Genomic DNA, 23,041 nt, shown 5'->3' with positions numbered 1-23,041 from the left:
CGATGATCCGTTTTTCGCCCCTGCTTGCCCGTGCCGCCGCGGCCGCCATGCTGGGCAGCCTGCTGGTGCTGGCCGGCTGCCATCGCGGCAGCACCAAGGATGAGGTCAGTGCCGCCCAGGCCCAGGGCCAGTTCGACACCGTCATCAACGCCTACAAGGGCGGCCAATTCCTGCTGGATGGCGCGGTGCTGTCGGCGCTGGATGTCGGTAGCCATTTCGCCTACCTGAAAGAGCAGGGCAAGCTGCCGAAGACCGTGCTGCTGGAGCGCAGCGACGACTCGAAGGTGCGCAAGCAGCACCTCGAATACATGGCGCGCATGCAGCTCGATTACGGCTTCACCGTGTACTACGACGACGGCGGCACGCTGAAGAAGATCAACCCGGTGGATACCAAGGCACGCCGGCTGGAGGACTACCACGCGCCGGTGCAGATGAACGACGAGATGAAGGGCAAGTCCGCTGCCGGCAGCAGCTACGATCCCTCGCAGCAGCACTGACCTGCGGCGGTTGTTCTTCGCAAGCCCGCGGCCAGCGCCGCGGGCTTTTCATTGGCCGTTTTCGCCACTCAAGCGGTCAGCGCGTGCCGCAGCGCCGCGATCAGCACAGCGGCGCCTTCGTCGTCGCGGGCCACGCGGATGCCATGCCCCCACACCGGCCCCGGCCACGCCGCGTCACCTTCGACCCGCGCGATCACGTGCACGTGCAACTGGCGCACGATGTTGCCGAGCGCGCCCAGGTTGAGCTTGTCGCAGGGCGCCACGGCGCGCAGCGCGGCGGCTGCGCGGTTCGCTTCCTGCCACAGCACGGCCTGTTCGTCGCCGTGCAGGTCGGCGATCTCGACCAGGCCGGCGCGGCGCGGCACCAGGATCAGCCACGGCCAGCGCGCGTCGTCCATCAGCAACAGCTCGCACAGCGGCAACGAGGTGACTGCGCGGGTATCCGCCGCCAGCCGGGGATCGAGTGCGAAGCCGGCCCCGCTCATGCGCCGGCCAGGTGTTTTTCGAAAAACGCCAGCGTGCGCTCGAGCGCCAGTTTCGCGCTGGCCTCGTGGTAGGGCGCGCTGCCGTCGCGGTTGAAGGCGTGGTCGGCCGGGTAGGTGAAGACTTCCATCTGCGGCAGCGCCTCGCGGTGCTTGGCCACCATTTCCGGCGTGATGCTGCGGTCCTTCTCGCCGAAGTGGAACATCACCGGCGCCCGCGGCGTCTCGTGCAGGAACGGCAGGTTGCGCGCGCCGTAGTAGCTCACCGAGGGCAGGCCCAGGCGCAACGCGGCGAGCAGGGCCACGGTGCCGCCCCAGCAGTAGCCGACGGTGCCGATCCTGCCGGCCGAGGCGATCGACTCGGCGGCGCTGGCGACGTCTTCCAGCGCGCGCTCCAGACCCAGTTCGGCGATCAGCTGCTTGCCCTTGTTCGCGCCGACCTGGTCGTAGCCCAGTTCCACGCCGCTCTCCAGGTGGTCGAAGAATGCCGGCGCGATCGCGGTGTAGCCGTGCGCGGCGAAGCCGTCGGCGACGCGGCGGATATGCGCAGTGACGCCGAAGATTTCCTGGATCACCACGATGCCGCCCTTTGGCTTGCCCTGCGGCTGGGCGAGGTAGCCGCCGATGCACTGGGTGCGGGTGGTGGGGATGTTGATGTGCTGGCCCATGGCTGGCTCCTTGGCGGGGATCGCGTGAAGTCTAGCCTCGCCGGTGGCCGCGCCGCACTGCCGTATAATTCCCGGTTACTCCGCATGTTCCCGGTGACGCCCCGCATGTCCCAGACCGCCCACAAGATCGGCTTCGTCAGCCTCGGCTGCCCCAAGGCGCTGGTCGATTCCGAGCGCATCCTCACCCAGCTCAAGGTCGAGGGCTACCAGATCGTGCCCAGCTACGGCGAGGCCGACGCGGTAGTGGTGAACACCTGCGGCTTCATCGACGCGGCGGTGCAGGAGTCGCTGGACTCGATCGGCACCGCGCTCAACGAGAACGGCAAGGTGATCGTCACCGGCTGCCTGGGCAAGCGCGAGGCGCTGATCCGCGAGGCGTACCCCGACGTGCTGTCGATCAGCGGTCCGCAGGATTACGCCAGCGTGATGAGCGCGGTGCACGAGGCGCTGCCGCCCACGCACGACAAGTTCCTCGACATCGTGCCGGACACCGGTGTGAAGCTGACGCCGAAGCACTACGCGTACCTCAAGATTTCCGAAGGCTGCAACCACCGCTGCAGCTTCTGCATCATCCCCTCGATGCGCGGCAACCTGGTCTCGCGTCCGGTCGACGAGGTGCTCATTGAGGCGGAGAAGCTGGTCAAGGGCGGCGTCAAGGAACTGCTGGTGATCTCGCAGGACACCAGCGCCTACGGCGTGGACCTCAAGTACGCCGAGCGAGATTGGCGCGGCAAGGCGTACCGCACGCGCATGACCGAGCTGTGCGAAGGCTTGTCGGAACTCGGCGCGTGGACGCGGCTGCACTACGTCTACCCGTACCCGCACGTGGACGAGCTGATGCCGCTGATGGCGGCGGGGAAAATCCTGCCCTACCTCGACATCCCGTTCCAGCACGCCAGCCCGCGCATCCTGAAATTGATGAAGCGCCCCGGCAACATCGACAAGACGCTGGAGCGCATCCACAACTGGCGCAAGCTGGTGCCCGAGCTCACCATCCGCAGCACTTTCATTGTCGGCTTCCCCGGCGAGACCGAGGCCGAGTTCGAGGAACTGCTGGACTTCCTGCGCGAGGCCGAACTGGACCGCGTGGGCGCGTTCGCCTACTCGCCGGTGGATGGCGCCAAGGCCAACGAGCTGCCCGGCGCCGTTTCCGAGGAGCTGAAGGAAGACCGTCTCGAACAGTTCATGGCGGTGCAGGCGGACATCTCCGCCGCCAAGCTGCAGCGCAAGGTCGGCCGCACGCTCAGGGTGCTGGTGGACGAGGCGAACGCCGACGGCGCGGTGGCCCGTTCGGCTGCCGATGCGCCCGAGATCGACGGCAGCGTGCTGATCGCCGACGGCCAGTCGCTCAAGCCGGGCCAGTTCGTCGACGTGGTGGTCGAGGCGGCCAGCGAACACGACCTGCACGCGCGCCTGGCGCATCCGCGGCTCAAGGTGGTGTAGGCGTCCATGCGCTACGTCGCGCCGGCACGCGACGCGGTCGATCCGGCGGTGTTCGGGCGGCTGCCGCTGGCGGCGTGGCGCGAGCATGCCGGGCTGATCGAGGGCCGCGACTGGCCGGCGATCGACGCGCTCAACGCCTGCCGTCCGGCGGGCATGCCCGAGCGCTTCGTGGCGCAGACGCACGAACTGCTCGCCGACGGCCTGCACTACGAGCAGCGCGTCGCCGAGCGCGGCGCCATCGCCACCCGCGAGCGCAACTGGCACGACCTGTTCAACGCGCTGGTCTGGCTGCGCCATCCCGCGATCAAGCGTGCGCTCAATGCGCGGCAGGTGGGCGAGATCGCCCGCATGGGGCCGAAGCAGCGCTCGCGCGCGCAGTACGCGCTGACCCACTTCGACGAGGCCGGCGTGGTCGTTGCCGTGCGCGACCCCGCACTGCTGGCGCTGTGGGATGCGCACGACTGGCACGGGCTGTTCTGGCGCCGGCGGCAGGCCTGGCTGGACGGCACGATCCGGCTGGAGCTGTTCGGTCATGCGCTGCTGGAGCTGGCCTTGAGTCCGGGGCGCCTGTTGGTGGGCAAGGCACTGGTGTTCCAGTCGGACAGCGATGCCGGCCTGCCTGCGCCGTGTGCCACGGCGATCGGTTCAGGGCGCCTGCTGCTCGACCCGCTGGAGCTGCGGCCGCTGCCGCTGTCGGGTATTCCGGGCTGGCATCCGGACAATGCCGACGAAGCCTTCCACCGCCATGCCGCCTGCTATCAGCCGCGGCGCGCCGGGCGCGCGTACCCGCCGGCATCGCCGATCCCCTGAGCAGACGGCCCGCACCTTGCTCCGACCGGCGATCACGTCTATATACGTGGCATCGGCGTGGGTGAAGGGGGACGGACGGTGAACATCGCAGGGCTTCGATCGCGCCAGGGGTACCGCCATCGCTGCCTGGCGACGATCGTCGCGGGCTTGTCGATCGCGTGGACGTGTGCCGGCAGCGCGGTGGCAGCGGAGCATGGCGCCGGCCAGCCGCCGTCGATCCGCTTCGGCATCCTGCCGATCGGCAGCGCCGCCGAATCGCTGGAACAGTGGCGGCCGCTGCTGGACGACCTGCGCAAGCGGCTGCAACTTCCGGTGACCACCGTATCGGTGGGCAGCTACGCCAGCCTGTCCGATGCGATCGGCGCACAGCGGGTGGACATCGCCTTCCTCTCCGGCAAGCTGGCGGTCGAGGCGGTGACGCGCCAGCACATGCAGGTATTCGCCCAGTTCGTGCGCAGCGACGGCGCCAAGGGCAACGTCGCCACGCTGGTGGTGCGCGCCGACAGCCCGATCCGCAACCTCGACGAGCTGCTCTCCACGCCGGGCAGCGGCTGGCGCTACGCGCGCAGCGAACACCTGTCGGTGACCGGCTATGTCGCGCCGGAGGCCTACGTGTTCGCGCCGCGCGGCCTCAACTCGGACACCTTCTTCGGCAGCGTGCGGGTAGGCGATCACCAAAGCAACCTGCTCGCGGTGGTCAATCGCGAAGTGGACGTGGCCAGCAGCAACAATCCTGACATGGACCTGTTCCGGCGCAATTTCCCGGGCGAGGCAGGGCAGCTGCGGGTGATCTGGCACTCGCCGCTGATTCCTTCCGGGGTGCTGGTGGTCCGCGACGGCATACCCCGGTCGCTGCGGCAGAAATTGACCGCATTCCTGCTCGGCTACGGCAAGTCCGCTGGCGAAGCCGGCGTGCGCGAGCGCGCGAACCTGGCCCGCATTCCCGACCTGGGCGGCTTCGTACCGGAGGACAACCGCGTGCTGGAGCCGTTCGTGGACATGCAGTACACGCTGCTGCGACAGCAGGCCGAGCACGGCCAGTGGGTCACCCCGCAGGCCCGACAGGCCCGTCTGGCGCAGATCGAGGCCGACCACCGCCGTGCCGTGCGGCAGCTGCAGCCGCGCTAGGTGCCGGTCGGCCCCGCCAGGGGCAAGGCCTATTCGTAATCCACCGCCAGCACGGCGAACCGGGCGACCCCGCCCGGCAGCTCGGCGCTGAATTCGTCGTCGACGCGCTTCTTCAATACTGCCCGCGCCAGCGGCGAGTCGATACTGATCCAGCCGCGCCTGGCGTCGGTCTCGTCCGGGCCGACGATGCGGTAGCGGTGGAGCTCGCCGGTGGCGACGTTTTCCAGTTCGATGCAGGCGCCGAAGAACACCGCCTGGCGATCGCCCGGTGCGCCTTCGGCCACCTTCAGCGCGGGGATGCGCTTGCTGAGGTAGCGCGCGCGGCGGTCGATCTCGCCGAGCTGCTTCTTGCGGTAGGTGTATTCGGCGTTTTCCGAACGGTCGCCCTCGGCGGCGGCCGCGGCGAGCGCCTTCACCACTTCCGGGCGCAGCACGTGCCACAGCTGGTCGAGCTCGGCCTTCAGCCGCTCGAAACCCGTGCGGGTGACGATCGCGGTGGAGCCGGGCGAGGGCGGGCGCCAGCGGCTCATGCCGGGCTGGCCAGCTGGCGCCGTTGCGCGTCGATCTCGCTGCGCAACGGATGATCCGGCCAGGCGGCGGCGAGCCGTTCCAGCAGCGCCGCCGCCTCGGCGCGCTGGTCGGCGTGGGCGGCGAGCTGGCGTGCGGCCAGCAGGCCGTAGTGTGGGGCGTGGGGATCGCGCGGCCAGTGCGCGAGGTAGCCGCGGCACAGCTGGATGGCGAGCCGGTTCATGCCCAGCCGGGCGGCCAGTTCGGCCAGCTCGCCGCAGGTGCGCGGGTCGTCCGGCACGAACGCGGCGTCGATGCCGGTGCATTCCTGCAGCACGCCGAGTGCGCGGCGCGATTCCTTCTGGGCGATCAGCGCGGCGATCCAGATCTGCCCGTGCACCAGCAAGTCCTCGCGCAGGCCTTGCCGCCGCAGCAGCTCGCGGTAGAGCTGGTGCACCGACGCCGGCGCAGTGCGCTCCTGCAGGCGGGCGGCCAGTTGGCGCAGCGCCGCCAGCGGGTCGTCGGCGGCGAGCCGGCGCGCCTCGTCGAGCAGGCGGTCGTCGGCGTCCTGGTGGGAAGCGGCGACGAGTTTCTCGGCCTCCGGTTCGAGGCCGAAACGCTCGTGGCGCTGGTGGATCATCGCCCCCATCAGGTGGAAGGCCAGCACGATCAGGTAGGTGTAGGCGAAGGCGAACAACGGCAGCGCCAGCAGTCGCGGCAGCAGTGCGGTGGTGACCGAGGCCAGCACGATCAGCAGGCCGAGCAGCAGGTTGATCGCTACGGGAATCAGGTAGGCGATCCCGAAACCGCCGATGACTCGGACCCAGTTCAACGGATTGATCGCCAGCGCCAGGTTGCCGTCGAATGCCAGCGACATGTCGATCGCCGGCAACACCAGGGCGGACAGGATCAATACCGGCCACAGCAGGTGCGGGAAGAACACGATGGCGACCACGCACAGCGCGACCACCAGCAGGTGGATCGCGGTGAGGCCCCAGCCGCTCGTGCTGTTGCCGTCGAAGCCGACATCCGGCGGGTCGGCATAGCCGTTGGCGGTGTGCAGCAGGCAGTCGGCGGCGTAGCGCCAGGTGGCAGCCCAGACCAGCGCACCGGCCAGCGCGCCGGTCCAGGAAGGCAGCAGGCCGACGTAGTGGATCAGCGCCAGCACCACGCAGGTGGGCAGTGCGGCGCCGCGCAACGGGTAGCCGAAGCCGGCCGCGAGGCGCTCGCCGAACGGCGTATCGGCGGGAACCACTTCAACGCGCGGCATCGGCGGCGCCTCAGCGCTTGCCGCCGAAGATGCCGCCCAGCACGCCGCGCAGGATCTGCCGGCCGAGCTGGCTGCCCGCCGTGCGTACCATCTGCTTGCCCATCGTCTCGATCATGCCCTGGCGCCGCTTGGTGCCGAACAACGCGTCGTGTACGGCGCCGCCCCAACCTGCTTCCTCGGCCTTGCCCGGCGCGCCGGTCGCCGCGGCGTCGGCGCTCGCCTTGTCGTCGGCGCGTTTGGCCAGCATCTCGGCGGCCGACTCGCGGTTGAGCGGGTTGTCGTACTTGCCGCCCACCGGCGAGCGCTGGCGGATGGTGGCGCGCTCGGCCTCGCTGATCGCGCCGATGCGGCAGCATGGCGCCGTCACCAGCACCTGCTCCACCGGTGAGGGCACGCCGCCGTTGCCCAGGGTGGAGGCCAGCGCCTCGCCGACGGCAAGCCTGGTGATCGCCTCGCTGACGTCGAGCTTCGGGTTGGCGACGAAGGTCTCCGCCGCCGCCTTGACCGCCTTCTGGTCGCGCGGCGTGAACGCGCGCAGCGCATGCTGGATGCGGTTGCCGAGCTGGCCCAGGATCACGCCGGGCACGTCGTCGGGGTTCTGCGAACAGAAGTACACGCCCACGCCCTTGGAGCGGATCAGCCGCACCACCTGTTCCACGCGCTGCAGCAGCGCCGGCGAGGCGTCGTCGAACAGCAGGTGTGCTTCGTCGAAGAAGAACACCATCTTCGGCTGGTCGAGGTCGCCCACTTCGGGCAACTGCTCGAACAGCTCGGACAACAGCCACAGCAGGAAGGTGGAGTACAGCCGCGGCTTGAGGATCAGCTGGTCGGCGGCGAGCACGTTGATGATGCCGCGGCCGCTCATGTCCTGGCGCATCAGGTCGGCCAGCTCCAGCGCCGGCTCACCGAAGAACTGGTCGGCGCCGTCGCTCTCCAGCTTCAGCAGCGCGCGCTGGATCGCCGCGATGCTGGTGGTGCTGATCAGCCCGTACTTCGCCGAGAGCGTCTTGGCGTTGTCGGCGGCATAGGTGAGCAGGGCGCGCAGGTCGGCCAGGTCGAGCAGCAGCAGGCCCTGCTCGTCGGCGGCCTTGAACACCACCTCCAGCACGCCTTCCTGGGTGTCGTTCAGTTCCAGCACGCGGCCGAGCAGGGTCGGTCCCATCTCGCTGACGGTCGCGCGCACCGGGTGGCCGAGCTTGCCGTAGATGTCCCAGAACACCACTGGGTTTGCCTGCGCCTTCCAGTCGGCGAGCTTGAGCTTGTCCAGCCGCGCCTTGAGCTTGTCCCCCGGCTCGCCGGCAGCCATCGCCAGGCCCGCCAGGTCGCCCTTGGCGTCGGCCAGGAAGCACGGCACGCCCAGCCGCGAGAAACCTTCGGCCAGCACCATCAGCGAAACGGATTTGCCGGTGCCGGTGGCGCCGGCGATCATGCCGTGGCGGTTGCCGTAGTGCGGGTCGAGGCTGACGCTGGTGCTGTCGTTGCGGCCGATCAGGATCTCAGTCATGGCGTTCCATCCATTGCAGGTCAAGCGATTGTAACCAAGCCGGCGACGCTGTCGCGGCGCGTTGAGTCGAAGCCTTGCGCCCGCTATGGTGGGCGTTTTCCGCAGGTAGAAGTTCGTGATGCCGTCGTGTTCCGTTGTGCGTACCCTGCGTCTGGCTCCGCTGGCCGTCGCGATCAGTCTGCTGGCCGCCTGTGCCAGCACCGGCGGCGCCAGGCCGGCCACCCCGCTCGACGCGCTGTACGGCGAACTCGACCAGGCCAGCAAGGGCTACGAGACCGCCCTGCAGCAATCGCGCGAAGGCGACCTGCAGGCCTCGCGGCTGAGCCTGACCCACTCGCTGGATCGCCTGAAGGAGGCGTCGGCACGTTGCGGCAATACCGCCGGCTGCGATCCGCAGCGGTTCTTCTCCGCGTTCGACCACCTGCTGCGCCTGAAGGACGGCGATTTCGGCAGCGGCCAGGATCTGGACAGCGACGTCGATCCAGCGCAGGCCGCGCTGGCCACCGGCAGCACCGGTGCCGCCAGCCTGCCGCAGGCGCAGCGCAGCGTGACCCTGCTGCACGGGCAGAAGCTGTCGCAGCTGATCGCGATGAACGGGCCGGTGAAGGCGGCGCTGGAGATGTGGCTGACCCAGTGGCGCCCGCAGTTGATGGATGCCTGGGTCAACTACCAGTACCTGCGTTACCAGATGTGGCCGCAGTACCAGAAGGCGGACCTGCCCGAGGCGCTGCTGTTCGGCATCATGGCCAAGGAATCCGGCGGCAAGGTGCACGCCGTGTCGCGCTCGGGTGCGTCGGGGCCGCTGCAGTTCATGTACGCCACCGGCATGCGCTTCGGCCTGGGCAGCGACAGCGGCTTCGACTTGCGCTTCGATCCGGCCGCCTCGGCGCGGGCGAACGCGGAGTACATCAACGAGCAGTTGCGCGTCTTCAACGACAACCTCGAACTCGCGCTCGGCGCCTACAACGGCGGCGAAGGGCGCATGCGCCGCACGGTCGGCGACGATACCGCGGTGAGCTTCTACGACCCGCGCATCTATGACCAGCTGTCGCAGGAAACCCGCGACTACGTGCCGGCGGTGCTCGCCGCGGCGTGGCTGTTCCAGCATCCGGACAGCTACAACCTGCGCTTCCCGAAGGTCGACGGTGCGCCCGGTACGGTCACCCTGCAGCGGCCGGCCTCGTTGTCGGAGCTGACTGTCTGCCTGGGCTCGGCCGGCGGAATGAGGGATGGCTGGTTCCGCACCCTGCGCAACCTCAACCCGCGGCTGGACCCGCAGGTGACCCAGCCGGCCGGCACGCCGCTGCAGTTGCCGAAGCTGCTGGAGCGCGCCTACGCCACGCGCTGCGTCGATGGCCCATGGCCGATCCTCGCCGGCGACCTGCACCGCGCGGTGGTGCCGGTGGTGGCGGCCCCGGTGGCGCCGGTGCCGGTGCCGAGGGGCACCCGCCGCTACACCGTTCGCCGGGGCGACACGCTGATCAGCATCGTGCGCAAGCTGCATTGCTCCAGCGTGCAGGAAGTCGCCGAATCGAACGGGCTGAAGCATCACCGCATCAGCATCGGGCAGACCTTGAAGCTGCCGGTCTGCCGCTGATCCGCTGCCGCGCCGTACGCCTTCAGGCGACGGCGCTTTCCTGCACCCAGCTGTTGCCGTTGTGGTTGCCGGCGGTGCCGGCGCCGTGAACTTCCTTCAGTTCGCGCAGCAGTTGCATCAGCTGGCGGTGTTGCGGCTGCAGGCTGGCGTGCGGGGAGTTCTTGGTTTCGTGATAGGCCACGGCCAGCCACAGCGCGATGCCGCGCAGCGCCACTTCGGCGTTGTTCGAACACGCGCGCTCGTAACCTGCCTCGGTGCCCTGACCCCAGGGCAGGTAGCGCGCTTCCGGCGCGGTGCCGTACAGGTGGGGAAAGTCGCTGCGCGAGGCTTGCCCGATCTCGCGCAGGGTGAGCGTGCCCAGGCGCTCGCGGCTGCGCTTGGGCAGGGCGCGCACGCTGCGTTCGATGTCGCGGAACTGCCGGCCCAACTGGCGCGCGCGCATCATCACGAGGAACGGAGTGAGTATTTGCATGGGATCCCCTTCGGCGCTGGAGTTTCGCGGCGCGCAGTGCGGGCGGCGAAGCCAGGAGCGTAGCGAAGCGATCGCTGCAATAGCGCCTAGGACGTCACAAAATGACGCACGGCGTCAGTTTGGGGCGATGCTCAGCGGCGTTCCAGCCGTTGCCCCAGCCGTTGGCCCACCTGCACGGCCTGCTGCGGCTGCAGGGCGTCCAGCTCGGCCGCGCCCTCGGGCAGCAGCAGGATCACGGTGGAACCCATGTTGAAGCGCGCCATCTCGGCGAAGCGTTCCAGCGTGACGTGCTGGCCGGCGAACGACTTGCGCCGGATCGACGACGCGTACGGCGGGATCACCAGGCCGTCCCACACTGTGGCCACCGAGGAGACCAGGATCGCGCCCACCATCACCACCACGAACGGGCCGTGTTCGCCCTCGAAGTGGCAGACCAGCCGCTCGTTGCGGGCGAACAGCCGCGGGATCGCCGCGACCGCGAACGGCGCCACGCTGAAGATGCGCCCGGGCACGTGCACGGTTTCCTTCAGCGTGCCTTTCAGCGGCATGTGCACGCGGTGGTAGTCGCGCGGCGACAGGTAGACGGTGACGAAGCGGCCGTTGCGGTACGGCGCGGCGGCGGTCTCGTCGCCGCCGAGCAGTTCGGCGGCGGTGTATTCCTGCCCCTTCGCCTGGAAGATGCGCCCGTCGACGATCGTGCCGGCCTGGCTGATGCGGCCGTCGGCCGGCGAGAGCAGGGCGGTCGGGTCGGCATCGGCCTGGCGTGCGCCGGGCTTGAGCTTGCGCGTGAAGAACGCATTGAAATGCTGGTAGGCCAGCGGGTCGGGCTGCGCCGCCTCGGCCATGTTCACGTCGTAGTTGCGCACGATGGTGGCGATCAGCCAGTTCTTCCACGGCGCGAAGGTCCAGCGCGTGGCCCAGTAGACCACTCGCGACAGCGCGCGGTGCGGCAGGATGTACTGCAGGAATACGTTGAAAGTCATCCGCCCAGTATACGGGGTGGACACCGCTGCAGGCCTTATAATGACCGGCCAATCCACCGCACCCTGGATCGCCGTGACCGCCGAGCTCGCCACCATCATCGACTTCATCCGCTACGGTGCCAGCCGCTTTTCGGCCGCCGGGCTCACCTTCGGCCACAGCCACGACAACCCGATCGACGAGGCCACCCATCTGGTGCTGGCCAGCTTGCACCTGCCGCCGGACATCCCGCCGGCGTACGGCGCCGGCCGGCTCACCGCGGCCGAGCGCGCGAACGTGCTGGCGCTGATCGAGCGCCGCGTCAGCGAGCGCCTGCCGGTGGCCTACCTGGTCGGCGAAACCTGGTTCGCCGGGCTGAAGTTCAAGAGCGACCGCCGCGCGCTGGTGCCGCGTTCGCCGATCGCCGAGCTGATCGAGTCGGGCTTCGCGCCGTGGCTGGACGAGCGCCACATCGAGCGCGCGCTGGACCTGTGCACCGGCTCGGGCTGCATCGGCATCGCGATGGCCGAGTACAACCCCGAGTGGCGGGTCGACATCGTCGACATCAGCGACGAGGCGCTGTCGCTGGCGCGCGAGAACATCGCCTTCCAGCACGTCGAGGGCTGCGTCGAGGCGATCCGCTCCGACCTGTTCGCCGGCGTGGCCGGACGCAAGTACGACCTGATCGTTTCCAATCCGCCGTACGTCACCGAAGACGAATACGCCGCGCTGCCCGGCGAGTACGCGCACGAACCGAAGCTCGGCCTGACCTCCGGCGTGGACGGCCTGGACCTGTGCCTGCGCATGCTGGACGAGGCGGCCGACCATCTCACCGACGACGGCCTGTTGATCGTCGAGGTGGGCGAGAGCGAGCACGCGCTGGCCGCGTTGCTGCCGGAAGTGCCGTTCATCTGGATCGAGTTCAAGGTCGGCCCGATGGGCGTGTTCGCGCTGGAGCGGCGCGACCTGGTCGAGCACGCGGCGGCGATCCGCGCGGCGGCGGCCGCGCGTCGCCCGGGCTGAGCGATGGAGCTGGTCACGGCGCGATTGCGGATCGACGCGTTGCGTCCTGACGATGCCGCGGCGCTGTTCGCCTGTCGTGGCGACCCCGCGGTGGCCCGCTACCAGGGCTGGTGTCCGGCCGACGTCGCCGCCGCTCGCACGTTCATTGATGCCCAACCGCTGCAGCCCGCGCATGGCTGGTTCCAGCGGGCCATCCGGCTGCGCGAGGACGGCACGCTGATCGGCGACCTCGGCGTGAACCTGCCCGAAGCGACCGGGGATTCGGTCGAGTTCGGCATCAGCATCGTGCCGGCACGGCAGGGCCACGGCTATGCGGGCGAGGCCGTGCGTGCGCTGTTCGATCATGTATTCGGCCAGCTCGGCCGGCATCGCGTCCACGCTTCGGTCGACCCGCGCAACCTGGCCTGCATGGCGCTGCTGCGCGCGCTGGGCATGCGCCAGGAGGCCCATCACCGCGAGAGCCTGTGGTTGCGCGGCGAATGGGTCGACGACGTGGTGTTCGCCCTGTTGGCCCGCGAGTGGCTGGCGCCCCCACCGTAGGAGCCCGCTGGCGGGCGATGCTTTTGTTCTGAATCTCCACCAGGCATCAAGACAAGAGCATCGCCCGCCAGCGGGCTCCTACCGGAGGCCACTGCCGGTATGCTTCGATCTTTAGTCCCGGATGTCCCGTGTCCAGCAATTCCTTCGGCAAACTGTTCACCGTCACCACCTTCGGCGAAAGCCACGGGCCGGCGATCGGCTGCGTGATCGACGGCTGCCCGCCGGGGCTGGCGATCAGTGCCGAGGAATTCCGCAGCGATCTCGATCGTCGTGCCACCGGCCGCAGCCGCTACACCTCGCAGCGGCACGAGGCGGACGAGGTGGAGATCCTCTCTGGCGTATACGAAGGCAGGACCACCGGCACGCCGATCGCGCTGTTGATCCGCAACACCGACCAGCGCAGCAAGGACTACGGCGACATCGCGTCGAGCTTCCGTCCCGGCCACGCCGACTACACCTACTGGCAGAAGTACGGCATTCGCGATCCGCGCGGCGGCGGGCGTTCCTCGGCGCGCGAGACCACCATGCGCGTGGCTGCGGCGGTGGTCGCCAAGAAGTGGCTGGCCGAGCACCACGGTGTGCGCGTGCGCGGCTACCTGGCGCAGATCGGCGAGGTCGTGCCGGATGCGTTCGACTGGGACGCGGTGGAGCAGAACCCGTTCTTCTGGCCCGATGCGGACCAGGTGCCGGCGCTGGAGACCTACATCAACGCGCTGCGCAAGTCCGGCGACTCGGTCGGTGCGCGCGTCGACGTGGTCGCCGACGGCGTGCCGCCGGGTTGGGGCGAACCGATCTACGGCAAGCTGGACGGCGACCTGGCCAGTGCGCTGATGTCGATCAACGCGGTCAAGGGCGTGGAGATCGGCGACGGCTTCGCTGCGGTCGCGCAGCGCGGCAGCGAGCATCGCGACGAGATGAACATGGACGGCTTTGCGTCCAATCACGCCGGCGGCATCCTCGGCGGCATCAGCAGCGGCCAGCCGGTGGTCGCCTCGATCGCGCTGAAGCCGACTTCCAGCATCCTGATCCCCGGCCGCAGCGTGAACCTGGCCGGGGAACCTGTGGAAGTGGTGACCAAGGGTCGCCACGATCCCTGCGTCGGCATCCGCGCCACCCCGATCGCCGAGGCGATGGTGGCGCTGGTGCTGATCGACCATGCGCTGCGCCACCGTGCCCAGTGCGGCGACGTGGGGGCGGTGGCGCCGCGCATTCCGTGATGAATCGACTATCGCAACCGGACCCGTGCCGATGACCGACAAGCCCCGCGTCTGGGTTTCGCGCCCCACCTTCCCGGGCATCGTCGCGCGGCTCGAACCGCACTTCGAGGTGACGGTCGAGCCGGAGGAACGCAAGTTCAGTCCCTCCGAGCTGGCGGCCGGGCTGGACGTGTTCGAAGGCGAGCCGGCGCTGCATCCGGGCCTGCTCGAACTGGACAACGTGGTGCTCAGCCCGCATATCGCCAGCGCCAGCACCGAAACACGCCGTGCGATGACCGCCCTGGCCGTGGACAATGTGCTGGCGCTGTTCGGCCATGGTCCGCAGGCCGGGCGGCCACCCACGATCCTCAATCCCAACGTGCTGGCCTGACCGCCGGCACGGCTTTCCACCCTGAGCGAAGAACACCACCCATGAGTCAGAAGAGCAGTTACAAGGTCGCCATGGTCGGCGCCACCGGCGCGGTCGGCGAGACCGTGCTGGCGATCCTCGCCGAGCGCGAGTTCCCGGTCAGCGAGCTGGTGCCGCTGGCGAGCGAGCGTTCGGCCGGCGGCAAGGTCAAGTTCGGCGGCAAGGACGTCACCGTGCAACTGCTGGACACCTACGACTTCGCCGGCGTCGACATCGCGTTCTTCTCGGCCGGCGGTTCGGTCAGCCGCGAGCACGCGCCGCGCGCGGCGGCGGCCGGTGCGGTGGTGATCGACAACACCTCGGAATTCCGCTACCAGGACGACATTCCGCTGGTGATCAGCGAAGTCAATCCGCACGCGATCGCCCAGTACACCAACCGCGGCATCATCGCCAACCCGAACTGCTCGACCATGCAGATGCTGGTGGCGCTGGCGCCGATCCACCGCGCGGTGCAGATCGAGCGGATCAACGTGGCCACCTACCAGTCGGTATCCGGCGCCGGCCGCAGCGGGATGGAGGAACTGGGCCGGGAGACCGCGGCGCTGCTGAACTTCCAAAGCGTGGAACCGGGCAAGAAATTCCCGGCCCAGATCGCGTTCAATGTGATCCCGCAGATCGACGATTTCCAGCCGAACGGCTACACCAAGGAGGAAATGAAGCTGGTGTGGGAGACCCGCAAGATCCTGGAGGACGAGTCGATCCAGGTGAACCCGACCGCAGTGCGCGTGCCGGTGTTCTATGGCCATTCCGAGGCAGTGCACATCGAGACCAGCGACAAGATCACCGCCGACGAGGCCCGCGAACTGCTGCGGCAGGCGCCGGGCGTGGTGCTGGTGGACGAGCGCAAGCCGGGCGGCTATCCGACCCCGGTGGGCGAGGCGGCCGGCACCGATGCGGTGTACGTCGGGCGCATCCGCGAGGACATCTCGCACGAGCGCGGGCTGGATCTGTGGATCGTCTCGGACAATATCCGCAAGGGCGCGGCGCTGAATGCGGTGCAGATCGCCGAATTGCTGATCGAGGATTATCTCTGACATGCGTTGGATGCCACTCATGGCGGCCGTAGGGTTTGTCACCGTGTCGGCGGCCTGGGCCGGCGACCGGGCGACATCGTTGCCGACCGCGCCCGCACCGGCAAAGTCGCTGTCGACGGTCCAGCGGCATCTGGCCGGCAGCCAGGCCGAAGTGAAACGGCTGAAGCAGGATCTGGACCGGCAGGAGTTGGACAGCCGGCGGGCCAGCGAACGGCTGAAGCAGCAGGACCAGGCCATCGCCGAGCTGCAGCGACGGCTGCACGAGTTGCAGGCCGGACCGGCCCCGGGCTCGCGTTGAAAAAGGCCGCTTCGGTGAGAACATGCCGCAGCAATGCATTGCAAGTATTCGCTGCAGCTATTGTTGATTGGCCTGCATGTAACTAAAGTGGCACCTCATTTGGGGCGGGCCGCCATGGCGGCAACGCCATGAACGAATTAGAGAGTCGCGCCAGGATCGTTCGGGGGAACATGCAATGAATCGTTCGTTGAAGTTGTCGATGCTGATCGTGCTGGCGCTGGGCAGCAGCCAGGCCATGGCGGTAGATCTCGGCCAGATCCAGGTCAAATCGGCACTGGGACAGCCGCTGCTGGCCGAGATCCCGCTGCATCCCGACAGCCCGGCGGAACTGCAGGGGCTCACCGTCCAGCTGGCGTCCAGCGAGGAATTCGCCCGCGCCGGCATCGCCGGCGGGCGTACCGCGATTCCCTTGCACTTCAGTGTGGCGAACGCCGGCGCCGGCCACTCGGTGATCCGCATCACCAGCAGTGCGCCGGTGGACGACCCCTTCCTCGACTTGCTGATCGAGGTAAACGGCAAGGCCGGCAAGAGCGTGCGCGAGTACGCCATCCTGCTCGATCCGCCGGGTGCGTCGGCGGCCGCGGCCGCGCCGACCGCACCAGCCGCGCCAGCCACCCCGGCGCCGAGCCAGCCGGCACCGCACACCCGGGCGCCGGTCACCGCGCCGGTGGCTGCCCAGCCCAAGCCGGCGGCACCCGCGCCGGCACCCGCACCGATCCAGAAACCGAAACCGGCGGCACCGGCGCTCAACAACGGCCAGTACGGCCCGGTCGAGCACGGCCAGACGCTGTCCAGCATCGCGCGCAGCGTGGCGCCGGCCGGCGTGGACGCACAGCAGATGATGCTGGCCCTGCAACAGGCCAACCCCGATGCGTTCTACCGCAACAACATCAATGCGCTGAAGAGCGGTTCGGTGCTGCGCGTGCCGACCTCGGCCGAAGCGCAGGCCATGACGATCGCCGCTGCAGTCGCCGAGGTACGTCGGCAAAACAGCGACTGGCGTGCCGGCGTGCCGGGCAAGCCGACGGTGGTGGCCGATGCCGCCACCCGCGCCAGCAGCACCGCCACGCCCGCCCGCGCGCCGGATGCCGGCGACCGGCTGGCGCTGGTGCCGGCGAAGGAAGGCAGCAGCGCGGGAACCCGTGGCGGCGGCGCGGGCGACAAGTCCAGCGTCGGCCTCCGCCAGGATCTCCTGCGCACCCAGGAAAGCCTGGCCAGCCTGCAGCAGCAGAGCGCCGACCTGAAAGGCCGCCTGAAGGATCTGGCGGATATCAACAGCAAGAACGAGCGCCTGCTGTCGCTTAAAGACAACGAGATCGCCGAGCTGCAGGCCAAGCTGGCCACCGCGCGCAAGGCTGCCGGCATGCCGCCGGCCGCGACGCCGGTGGCCGCCGCCAGCAGCGCGAAGACTACGCCCGTCGCGGCCGCCGCGCCCACGGAAAAACTGGAAACCGCCACAGCCATGGCCAGCACCGCCGCCGGCGTGAGCGCGGCGCCGGTGGCGGCCGGTTCGACCGCGGCAAGCACGCCGGTGGCTGCCTCCAGCCTGGCCGGCGCACCGGCCCACGGCGCGTCCGTGGTGACCACGCCGATCGCGACACCGGCGCCGGCCAAGCCGGTTGAGAAGCCGGCAGCGATGCATCCGGCCAGCGTGCCGGCGACGCTCGAGCAACCGTGGTACATGCAGACCTGGGCCTGGGCGGCCGCGGCCGGCGCCGTCGTGCTGCTGATCCTGCTGGCCATGCTGGGACGTCGGCGCAAGCCGGCAGCCGACGCGCCGAAGGCCGCGTCGTCGTTGGCCGATCGCTTCGGTTCGGCGCCTGCCGCCGGTCAGGACTTGCCGGGCGACGATGTCGACCAGGACGAGCTGCTCGACCAGTTGGCCGAACACCCCGACGACATCGGCCTGCACCTGGAACTGGTCACCCTGTATTACTCGCGCCGCGACGTCGAGCATTTCGAAGCGGCGGCCGAGGCGATGCACGCCCACATCACCGATCCGCAGCAGGACGAGTGGCAGGACGTGCTGCACATGGGCGAGGACCTGGTGCCGGGCCACCCGCTGTTCGACCATCACGCCGAATCGGCAGTGCCTGACGACGCCGAGGCGCGCGGCGGGTTCAACATCGACGACTATGCCGACAAGGCCGACGCGCCAACGGTGGTTTCCTCGATGCCGCCGCCGCTGCCGCCGGGCGCGTCCAAGCCCGTCAGCGAGTACAACTTCAATTTCGATCTGACCCGGGCTGTCGTCGAACCGCCGGCCCGCCCGGCGCCGGCCGCGGACGACGCCACCGTGGCCGCCCCGCTGGCGGCGAGCCGGCCGTCGGCGCCCGCCGAGCCCGTGTCGAGCTGGCACTTCGACGAAGAAGACAGCACGCCGCTCGCGGCCGATGGCGGCCACGACCTGGGCGAGTTCAACGATGACCCGGTGGACACCAAGCTCGACCTGGCCCGTGCCTACATCGACATGGGCGACGCCGAAGGCGCCCGCGCCATGCTCGGCGAGGTGGTCAAGGAAGGCAGCCAGATGCAGAAGGACACCGCCAAGCGCCTGCTCGACAGCCTGCACTGAGTCACGGCGCGCTTCCCGCGGGATAAATCGGGCCGGCCCTTGCCGGCCCGATGCCGTTGCGGCCTGCTAATCTTTCTGCTTTCCGCGGACCCCTGCACGACTCCATGCGCATTGCCCTGGGCATCGAATACGACGGCACCAATTTCAGCGGCTGGCAGCGCCTGAAGGCTGACGTCAGCGTGCAGGGCGTGCTGGAGGAAGCGCTGTCGAAGGTCGCCGATCATTCGGTCGAGGTCAGCTGCGCGGGACGCACCGATGCCGGTGTGCATGGGCGCTGCCAGGTCGTGCACTTCGACACCGAGGCGCGCCGCGACATGCGCGGCTGGGTGCTGGGCAGCTGTTCCAACCTGCCGGCCAGCGTGGCGGTGCTGTGGGCGCAGCCGGTGCCGGACAGTTTCCACGCGCGTTACGCGGCACGCAGCCGGCGTTATCGCTATCGCCTGCTGAACCGGCCGGTGCGCGCGGCGCTGGATGCGCGCTATGTCACCTGGGAGCGCCTGCCGCTGGATGCCGAGCGCATGCACGCCGCCGCCCAGGCCTTGCTCGGCGAGCACGACTTCAGCGCGTTCCGCGCCTTGTCCTGCCAAGCCGCGCACCCGCGCCGCAGCGTGCTCGCGGTGGGCGTGCGGCGCGAGGGTGAGCAGCTGTTCGTCGACATCGAGGCGAATGCATTCCTGCACCACATGGTGCGCAACATCGTCGGCTCGCTGCTGCCGATTGGCCGCGGCGAGCAACCGGTCGAATGGATGGCCGAACTGCTGGCTGGCTGCGACCGCCAGGTGGCCGGGCCGACCGCACCGTCTTCCGGGCTGACCTTCATCGGCCCGCGCTACGAGGCGCACTGGGGCCTGCCGCCGGACGTCTGCCTGCCGGGAGCCGGCCGGTGACCCGCATCAAGTGCTGCGGCATGACCCGGGTGGGCGACGCGCTGCTCGCCGCGCGGCTCGGTGCGGACGCGATCGGGCTGGTGTTCACCGCGCGCAGTCGGAGGCAGGTGACGCTGGCGCGGGCACGCGAGATCGTGGCGGCGCTGCCGCCGTTTGTGGCCAGCGTGGCCTTGTTCATGGACGACGAGCCCGGCCTGGTGCGGCAGGTGCTCGATGAAGTGCGACCCACGCTGCTGCAGTTCCACGGCAACGAGAGCGATGCCTGGTGCGCGCAATTTGGCCGTCCGTTCCTGAAGGCCATCGCAATGGGCGAGGGCGTGGCGGCGTTGCCGTGGCTGCGGGAGTACCCGCAGGCCGCAGGTGTGTTGCTGGACGGCCATGCGGCCGGCGAGGCCGGCGGCAGCGGCAGGACGTTCGACTGGTCGCTGCTGCCGCGCGATCCGGCGCAGCCGCTGGTCCTCGCCGGCGGCCTGCATGCCGGCAACGTGGGCGAGGCCGTGCGCACGGCGCGCCCATGGGCGGTGGACGTGGCCAGCGGGGTGGAGTCGGCACCTGGGATCAAGGACCCGGCCCGGCTGGCAGCCTTCATCCGCGCGGTGCGCGCGGCAGACGCGGCGTGAGCGGCGCGCCGGCCGCCATCGAGGAATGCCGCGATGGCGACGGTGCGCCCGCGCTTGCCGACCTGGTCGGCCATGCGCGCCCGCTGGTGATCCGCGGCCTGTGCCGCGACTGGCCGATGGTGGCCTGGGCGCGGCAGTCGGACGACGCATTCGCGCGGGAGCTGGCGCGGCGGGACAACGGCAGCGAGGTCGATGCGCTGCTGCTGCCTGCGGGCGAGGGCGGGGTGATCGGCTACAACGCGGCGTTCGACGGCTTCAACTACACGCATCACCGCGTCTCGATCGGCCAGGGCCTGCAACGGCTGGCGCAGTACAGCCGTCAGCCGGAGGCGCCGGGGCTGGCCATGCAGAGCGCGTTGATCGGCGCCTGCCTGCCGGGGTTGCTGGACGACCACGCGCTGCCGTTCCTTGATCCCAGCATCCAGCCGCGCATCTGGATCGGCAACCGGGTCACCACGCCGGCGCATTTCGACGAGTACCACAACGTCGCCTGCGTGGTGTGCGGCGTGCGGCGCTTCACCCTGTTCGCGCCGGAGCAGGCGCGCAACCTGTACGTGGGGCCGCTGGATTTCGCACCCACCGGCGCGGCGATTGGCATTGCCCGGCTCGACCGTCCCGACGACCCGCGCTATCCCGGCCTGAAGCTGGCGCTGGCTGCGGCGCAGGTGGCGGAGCTGCATCCCGGCGACGCGATCTACATTCCGCCGCTGTGGTGGCATCACGTGGAATCGCTGCAGCGGATCAACGCGCTGGTGAACTACTGGTGGAAGCCGGTGCTTGCCGATGGCCATGCGCCGGACACGGCGCTGGGCTGTCTGATGCACTGCATCCTCGCCTTCCGCTCGCTGCCGCCGGCGGAACGGGCGGCGTGGAGGGAGCTGCTGGGCTACTACGTGTTTGGCGACGAGGATCCCGCCGCACACTTGCCCGCCGACCGGCGCGGCATCCTCGGCCCGCTCACGCCCGGCCAACTGGCCGAGATCAGGGCCTCCATCCGCCGCTATCTGTGACCCCGTTCGGTCGGGCTTGCCGCTAAGATGGCTGCTTGCCGCAGTGCGGCATGCCCTTCCTGAGTGACGATATGAGCCAGATCGTGGACTACAACGCTTACCCCGACGCGCACGGCCGCTTCGGCAACTACGGCGGCAGCTACGTTGCCGAGACCCTGATGGCGCCGCTGGCCGAGCTGACCGAAGCCTACCTGCGCCTGCGCGAGGATCCGGCCTTCATCGCCGAGCTCGACCGCGACCTCAAGCACTACGTCGGCCGGCCCAGTCCGATCTACCACGCCGAGCGGCTGTCGCAGCACGTCGGCGGCGCGCGCATCCTGTTCAAGCGCGAGGACCTCAACCATACCGGCGCACACAAGATCAACAACACGGTCGGCCAGGCGCTGGTCGCGCGCAACATGGGCAAGACCCGCATCATCGCCGAGACCGGCGCCGGCCAGCACGGCGTGGCCAGTGCCACGGTGGCGGCGCGGCTGGGCCTGAAGTGCGTGGTCTACATGGGCGCGGTGGATATCGAGCGGCAGAAGATCAACGTCTATCGGATGAAGCTGCTCGGTGCCGAGGTGGTGCCGGTGACCTCCGGCTCGAAGACGCTGAAGGACGCGCTGAACGAGGCGATGCGCGACTGGGTCACCAACGTCGCCGACACCTTCTACATCATCGGCACCGTGGCCGGCCCGCACCCGTATCCGCTGATGGTGCGCGACTTCAACGCGATCGTCGGGCGCGAGGCGCGCGCGCAGATGCTCGAAGAATACGGTCGCCTGCCCGACGTGCTGACCGCCTGCGTCGGCGGCGGCTCGAACGCGATCGGCCTGTTCCATGCCTTCCTCAACGACGCCGGCGTGCGCATCGTCGGCGCCGAGGCGGCGGGCGAGGGCATCGCCACCGGCCATCACGCCGCGTCGCTGGCGGCCGGCCGGCCCGGCGTGCTGCACGGCAACCGCACCTATGTGCTGTGCGACGACAACGGCCAGATCACCGAGACGCACTCGATCTCGGCCGGCCTGGATTATCCCGGCGTCGGCCCCGAGCACGCGTTCCTGAAGGATACCGGTCGCGCCGAGTACGTCGGCATCACCGACGACGAGGCGCTGGCCGCGTTCCACCTGCTGGCGCGCACCGAAGGCATCCTGGCCGCGCTGGAATCCAGCCACGCGGTGGCGCAGGCGATCAAGCTGGCGCGCGAGTTGCCGAAGGACGGCATCGTGCTGTGCAACCTGTCCGGCCGCGGCGACAAAGACGTGCACACCATCGCGGCGCGCGAAGGAGTCGAGGTATGAGCCGCATCGACCGCCGCTTCGCCGCACTGAAAGCCGCCAACCGCACCGGCCTGATTCCGTTCGTCACCGCCGGCGATCCCTCCCCGCAGCACATGGTGGCGCTAATGCATGCGCTGGTCGACGCTGGCGCCGACCTGATCGAGCTGGGCGTGCCGTTCTCCGACCCGATGGCCGACGGCCCGGTGATCCAGCACGCGAGCGAGCGGGCGATCGCGAAAGGCGTGGGCCTGGCCGACGTGCTGGGCTGGGTCGCCGCATTCCGCCAGCACGATGCGGACACGCCGATCGTGTTGATGGGTTACCTCAATCCCATCGAGACGCACGGCTACGCGCGCTTCGCCGGAGAGGCCGTGCAGGCCGGCGTCGACGGCGTGCTGCTGGTCGATTGCCCGCTGGAGGAGTCCGCCGTGCTGCAGCCGCTGCGCGACGCTGGGCTGCAACGGATCCTGCTTGCCGCACCGACCACCGAACCCTCGCGTATGGCGCAGCTGTGCGGTTCGGCCGAGGGTTTCCTGTACTATGTCTCGTTCGCCGGCATCACCGGTGCGGCACACTTGAGCACCGGTGACATCGCCGCCCGCGTGGCCGATGTCCGTGCCCGGGCGAAGGCGCCGGTGGCGGTCGGTTTCGGCATCCGCGATGCGGCGAGCGCGAAGGCGATCGCCGGTTTTGCCGATGCGGTGGTGATCGGCAGCGCACTGGTGGATCGGCTGGCCGGGGCGACGGACGCCGGGGAAATCACCCGGCGCACGCAGGCGTTCCTGGCACCGATCCGCGCCGCGCTGGATGCCCATTGAGGGCACGCAC

Annotated in this window: 23 protein-coding genes and 1 pseudogene; 17 read left to right on the top strand and 7 right to left on the bottom strand. The window is 69.5% G+C overall.

Going from position 1 to position 23,041, the window contains the following annotated elements:
• Nucleotides 1–2: 2 nt before the first annotated feature.
• Nucleotides 3–497 (top strand): hypothetical protein, encoded by a 495-nt coding sequence (locus RHOOR92_RS0105565; RefSeq protein ID WP_007512925.1) that lies wholly within the window; start codon nt 3–5, stop codon nt 495–497.
• Between the two features lie 68 nt (nt 498–565).
• Here RHOOR92_RS0105565 and RHOOR92_RS0105560 read toward each other — a convergent pair whose 3' ends face one another.
• Complete coding sequence (locus RHOOR92_RS0105560; protein ID WP_027489818.1) at nt 566–982, bottom strand: HIT family protein; 417 nt, start codon at nt 980–982, stop codon at nt 566–568.
• The gene (locus RHOOR92_RS0105555) at nt 979–1,647 is read right to left on the bottom strand and encodes a dienelactone hydrolase family protein (RefSeq protein ID WP_027489817.1); all 669 of its coding nucleotides are present in this window, start codon (nt 1,645–1,647) and stop codon (nt 979–981) included. The genes RHOOR92_RS0105560 and RHOOR92_RS0105555 overlap by 4 nt, the downstream gene beginning before the upstream one ends.
• Before the next feature lie 105 nt (nt 1,648–1,752).
• Here RHOOR92_RS0105555 and rimO point away from each other — a divergent pair, with 105 nt between their 5' ends.
• The 3 genes from rimO to phnD all read left to right on the top strand — a co-directional run bounded on the left by rimO (nt 1,753) and on the right by phnD (nt 5,028).
• A complete protein-coding gene (rimO, locus tag RHOOR92_RS0105550) occupies nt 1,753–3,090 on the top strand; it encodes a 30S ribosomal protein S12 methylthiotransferase RimO (protein ID WP_027489816.1) in 1,338 nt (445 codons plus the stop codon).
• A 6-nt stretch (nt 3,091–3,096) separates the two neighbouring features.
• Nucleotides 3,097–3,900, top strand: a complete 804-nt coding sequence (locus RHOOR92_RS0105545) for a DUF3025 domain-containing protein (RefSeq protein WP_027489815.1) — start codon at nt 3,097–3,099, stop codon at nt 3,898–3,900.
• 78 nt (nt 3,901–3,978) lie between these two features.
• Nucleotides 3,979–5,028, top strand: coding sequence for a phosphate/phosphite/phosphonate ABC transporter substrate-binding protein (gene phnD / locus RHOOR92_RS0105540; RefSeq protein ID WP_027489814.1), 1,050 nt, complete (start codon nt 3,979–3,981; stop codon nt 5,026–5,028).
• A 29-nt stretch (nt 5,029–5,057) separates the two neighbouring features.
• Here phnD and greB read toward each other — a convergent pair whose 3' ends face one another.
• Genes greB through RHOOR92_RS0105525 form a run of 3 tightly spaced genes read right to left on the bottom strand, consistent with a single transcriptional unit; the run spans nt 5,058 to nt 8,309 of the window.
• Nucleotides 5,058–5,558: a transcription elongation factor GreB gene (gene greB, locus RHOOR92_RS0105535; protein ID WP_027485668.1), complete on the bottom strand. Its 501-nt coding sequence runs from the start codon at nt 5,556–5,558 to the stop codon at nt 5,058–5,060.
• Nucleotides 5,555–6,805, bottom strand: coding sequence for a hypothetical protein (locus tag RHOOR92_RS0105530; RefSeq protein WP_027485667.1), 1,251 nt, complete (start codon nt 6,803–6,805; stop codon nt 5,555–5,557). Before RHOOR92_RS0105530 ends, greB begins: the two co-directional genes overlap by 4 nt.
• Before the next feature lie 10 nt (nt 6,806–6,815).
• Nucleotides 6,816–8,309: a helicase HerA-like domain-containing protein gene (locus RHOOR92_RS0105525; protein ID WP_015447315.1), complete on the bottom strand. Its 1,494-nt coding sequence runs from the start codon at nt 8,307–8,309 to the stop codon at nt 6,816–6,818.
• A 118-nt stretch (nt 8,310–8,427) separates the two neighbouring features.
• On the opposite strand from RHOOR92_RS0105525, the gene RHOOR92_RS0105520 reads away from it, so the two are divergent.
• A complete protein-coding gene (locus RHOOR92_RS0105520; protein ID WP_027489813.1) occupies nt 8,428–9,906 on the top strand; it encodes a transglycosylase SLT domain-containing protein in 1,479 nt (492 codons plus the stop codon).
• Nucleotides 9,907–9,928: 22 nt separating this feature from the next.
• On the opposite strand, the gene RHOOR92_RS0105515 is transcribed toward RHOOR92_RS0105520, so the two are convergent.
• Together RHOOR92_RS0105515 and asd are read right to left on the bottom strand one after the other, a co-directional pair.
• The gene (locus RHOOR92_RS0105515; protein WP_027489812.1) at nt 9,929–10,378 is read right to left on the bottom strand and encodes a hypothetical protein; all 450 of its coding nucleotides are present in this window, start codon (nt 10,376–10,378) and stop codon (nt 9,929–9,931) included.
• Nucleotides 10,379–10,509: 131 nt separating this feature from the next.
• Nucleotides 10,510–11,361 carry an archaetidylserine decarboxylase gene (gene asd, locus RHOOR92_RS0105510; protein WP_007512948.1) on the bottom strand — a complete coding sequence of 284 codons (852 nt, stop codon included), beginning with the start codon at nt 11,359–11,361 and terminating at the stop codon, nt 10,510–10,512.
• 40 nt (nt 11,362–11,401) lie between these two features.
• On the opposite strand from asd, the gene prmB reads away from it, so the two are divergent.
• From prmB to trpA, 12 genes and pseudogenes are all read left to right on the top strand, one after another.
• The gene (prmB, locus tag RHOOR92_RS0105505) at nt 11,402–12,361 is read left to right on the top strand and encodes a 50S ribosomal protein L3 N(5)-glutamine methyltransferase (protein WP_196802004.1); all 960 of its coding nucleotides are present in this window, start codon (nt 11,402–11,404) and stop codon (nt 12,359–12,361) included.
• A 3-nt stretch (nt 12,362–12,364) separates the two neighbouring features.
• Nucleotides 12,365–12,901 (top strand): GNAT family protein, encoded by a 537-nt coding sequence (locus tag RHOOR92_RS0105500; protein WP_027489810.1) that lies wholly within the window; start codon nt 12,365–12,367, stop codon nt 12,899–12,901.
• A 128-nt stretch (nt 12,902–13,029) separates the two neighbouring features.
• Nucleotides 13,030–14,118: a chorismate synthase gene (gene aroC / locus RHOOR92_RS0105495; protein ID WP_027489809.1), complete on the top strand. Its 1,089-nt coding sequence runs from the start codon at nt 13,030–13,032 to the stop codon at nt 14,116–14,118.
• Between the two features lie 154 nt (nt 14,119–14,272).
• Nucleotides 14,273–14,488 (top strand): annotated as a pseudogene (locus RHOOR92_RS19945) (NAD(P)-dependent oxidoreductase); the annotation flags it as partial.
• Nucleotides 14,489–14,529: 41 nt separating this feature from the next.
• Nucleotides 14,530–15,561: an aspartate-semialdehyde dehydrogenase gene (locus RHOOR92_RS0105485; protein WP_027489807.1), complete on the top strand. Its 1,032-nt coding sequence runs from the start codon at nt 14,530–14,532 to the stop codon at nt 15,559–15,561.
• Nucleotide 15,562: 1 nt separating this feature from the next.
• Complete coding sequence (locus RHOOR92_RS0105480) at nt 15,563–15,859, top strand: hypothetical protein (RefSeq protein ID WP_007512963.1); 297 nt, start codon at nt 15,563–15,565, stop codon at nt 15,857–15,859.
• Nucleotides 15,860–16,034: 175 nt separating this feature from the next.
• Nucleotides 16,035–18,434 carry a FimV/HubP family polar landmark protein gene (locus RHOOR92_RS0105475; RefSeq protein WP_027489806.1) on the top strand — a complete coding sequence of 800 codons (2,400 nt, stop codon included), beginning with the start codon at nt 16,035–16,037 and terminating at the stop codon, nt 18,432–18,434.
• 104 nt (nt 18,435–18,538) lie between these two features.
• Complete coding sequence (gene truA, locus RHOOR92_RS0105470) at nt 18,539–19,321, top strand: tRNA pseudouridine(38-40) synthase TruA (RefSeq protein ID WP_015447326.1); 783 nt, start codon at nt 18,539–18,541, stop codon at nt 19,319–19,321.
• The gene (locus RHOOR92_RS0105465; RefSeq protein ID WP_015447327.1) at nt 19,318–19,941 is read left to right on the top strand and encodes a phosphoribosylanthranilate isomerase; all 624 of its coding nucleotides are present in this window, start codon (nt 19,318–19,320) and stop codon (nt 19,939–19,941) included. Before truA ends, RHOOR92_RS0105465 begins: the two co-directional genes overlap by 4 nt.
• On the top strand, nt 19,938–20,951 hold the full coding sequence (locus tag RHOOR92_RS0105460) for a cupin-like domain-containing protein (protein ID WP_015447328.1): 1,014 nt from the start codon (nt 19,938–19,940) through the stop codon (nt 20,949–20,951). Before RHOOR92_RS0105465 ends, RHOOR92_RS0105460 begins: the two co-directional genes overlap by 4 nt.
• A 71-nt stretch (nt 20,952–21,022) precedes the next feature.
• Nucleotides 21,023–22,234 (top strand): tryptophan synthase subunit beta, encoded by a 1,212-nt coding sequence (gene trpB, locus RHOOR92_RS0105455; protein WP_027489805.1) that lies wholly within the window; start codon nt 21,023–21,025, stop codon nt 22,232–22,234.
• Complete coding sequence (gene trpA / locus RHOOR92_RS0105450) at nt 22,231–23,031, top strand: tryptophan synthase subunit alpha (protein ID WP_027489804.1); 801 nt, start codon at nt 22,231–22,233, stop codon at nt 23,029–23,031. The genes trpB and trpA overlap by 4 nt, the downstream gene beginning before the upstream one ends.
• Nucleotides 23,032–23,041: the final 10 nt, after the last annotated feature.

The sequence above is a fragment of the Rhodanobacter sp. OR92 genome, from assembly GCF_000427545.1.
Lineage (GTDB): Bacteria > Pseudomonadota > Gammaproteobacteria > Xanthomonadales > Rhodanobacteraceae > Rhodanobacter > Rhodanobacter denitrificans.
The sequence above is the reverse complement of the archived record's forward strand: the minus strand, read 5'-3'. Positions and strand labels throughout refer to the sequence as shown.

Excerpts from the sequence above, each read along its gene's own strand:
- truA (WP_015447326.1), top strand. The coding sequence starts at position 18,539 with ATGCGCATTGCCCTGGGCATCGAATACGACGGCACCAATTTCAGCGGC.
- RHOOR92_RS0105530 (WP_027485667.1), bottom strand. The coding sequence starts at position 6,805 with ATGCCGCGCGTTGAAGTGGTTCCCGCCGATACGCCGTTCGGCGAGCGC.
- RHOOR92_RS0105525 (WP_015447315.1), bottom strand. The coding sequence starts at position 8,309 with ATGACTGAGATCCTGATCGGCCGCAACGACAGCACCAGCGTCAGCCTC.
- rimO (WP_027489816.1), top strand. The coding sequence starts at position 1,753 with ATGTCCCAGACCGCCCACAAGATCGGCTTCGTCAGCCTCGGCTGCCCC.
- prmB (WP_196802004.1), top strand. The coding sequence starts at position 11,402 with ATGACCGGCCAATCCACCGCACCCTGGATCGCCGTGACCGCCGAGCTC.
- asd (WP_007512948.1), bottom strand. The coding sequence starts at position 11,361 with ATGACTTTCAACGTATTCCTGCAGTACATCCTGCCGCACCGCGCGCTG.
- RHOOR92_RS0105555 (WP_027489817.1), bottom strand. The coding sequence starts at position 1,647 with ATGGGCCAGCACATCAACATCCCCACCACCCGCACCCAGTGCATCGGC.
- RHOOR92_RS0105545 (WP_027489815.1), top strand. The coding sequence starts at position 3,097 with ATGCGCTACGTCGCGCCGGCACGCGACGCGGTCGATCCGGCGGTGTTC.
- RHOOR92_RS0105480 (WP_007512963.1), top strand. The coding sequence starts at position 15,563 with ATGCGTTGGATGCCACTCATGGCGGCCGTAGGGTTTGTCACCGTGTCG.
- RHOOR92_RS0105475 (WP_027489806.1), top strand. The coding sequence starts at position 16,035 with ATGAATCGTTCGTTGAAGTTGTCGATGCTGATCGTGCTGGCGCTGGGC.
- trpB (WP_027489805.1), top strand. The coding sequence starts at position 21,023 with ATGAGCCAGATCGTGGACTACAACGCTTACCCCGACGCGCACGGCCGC.
- trpA (WP_027489804.1), top strand. The coding sequence starts at position 22,231 with ATGAGCCGCATCGACCGCCGCTTCGCCGCACTGAAAGCCGCCAACCGC.
- RHOOR92_RS0105565 (WP_007512925.1), top strand. The coding sequence starts at position 3 with ATGATCCGTTTTTCGCCCCTGCTTGCCCGTGCCGCCGCGGCCGCCATG.
- RHOOR92_RS0105515 (WP_027489812.1), bottom strand. The coding sequence starts at position 10,378 with ATGCAAATACTCACTCCGTTCCTCGTGATGATGCGCGCGCGCCAGTTG.
- RHOOR92_RS0105560 (WP_027489818.1), bottom strand. The coding sequence starts at position 982 with ATGAGCGGGGCCGGCTTCGCACTCGATCCCCGGCTGGCGGCGGATACC.
- RHOOR92_RS0105520 (WP_027489813.1), top strand. The coding sequence starts at position 8,428 with ATGCCGTCGTGTTCCGTTGTGCGTACCCTGCGTCTGGCTCCGCTGGCC.
- RHOOR92_RS0105500 (WP_027489810.1), top strand. The coding sequence starts at position 12,365 with ATGGAGCTGGTCACGGCGCGATTGCGGATCGACGCGTTGCGTCCTGAC.
- greB (WP_027485668.1), bottom strand. The coding sequence starts at position 5,558 with ATGAGCCGCTGGCGCCCGCCCTCGCCCGGCTCCACCGCGATCGTCACC.
- RHOOR92_RS0105485 (WP_027489807.1), top strand. The coding sequence starts at position 14,530 with ATGAGTCAGAAGAGCAGTTACAAGGTCGCCATGGTCGGCGCCACCGGC.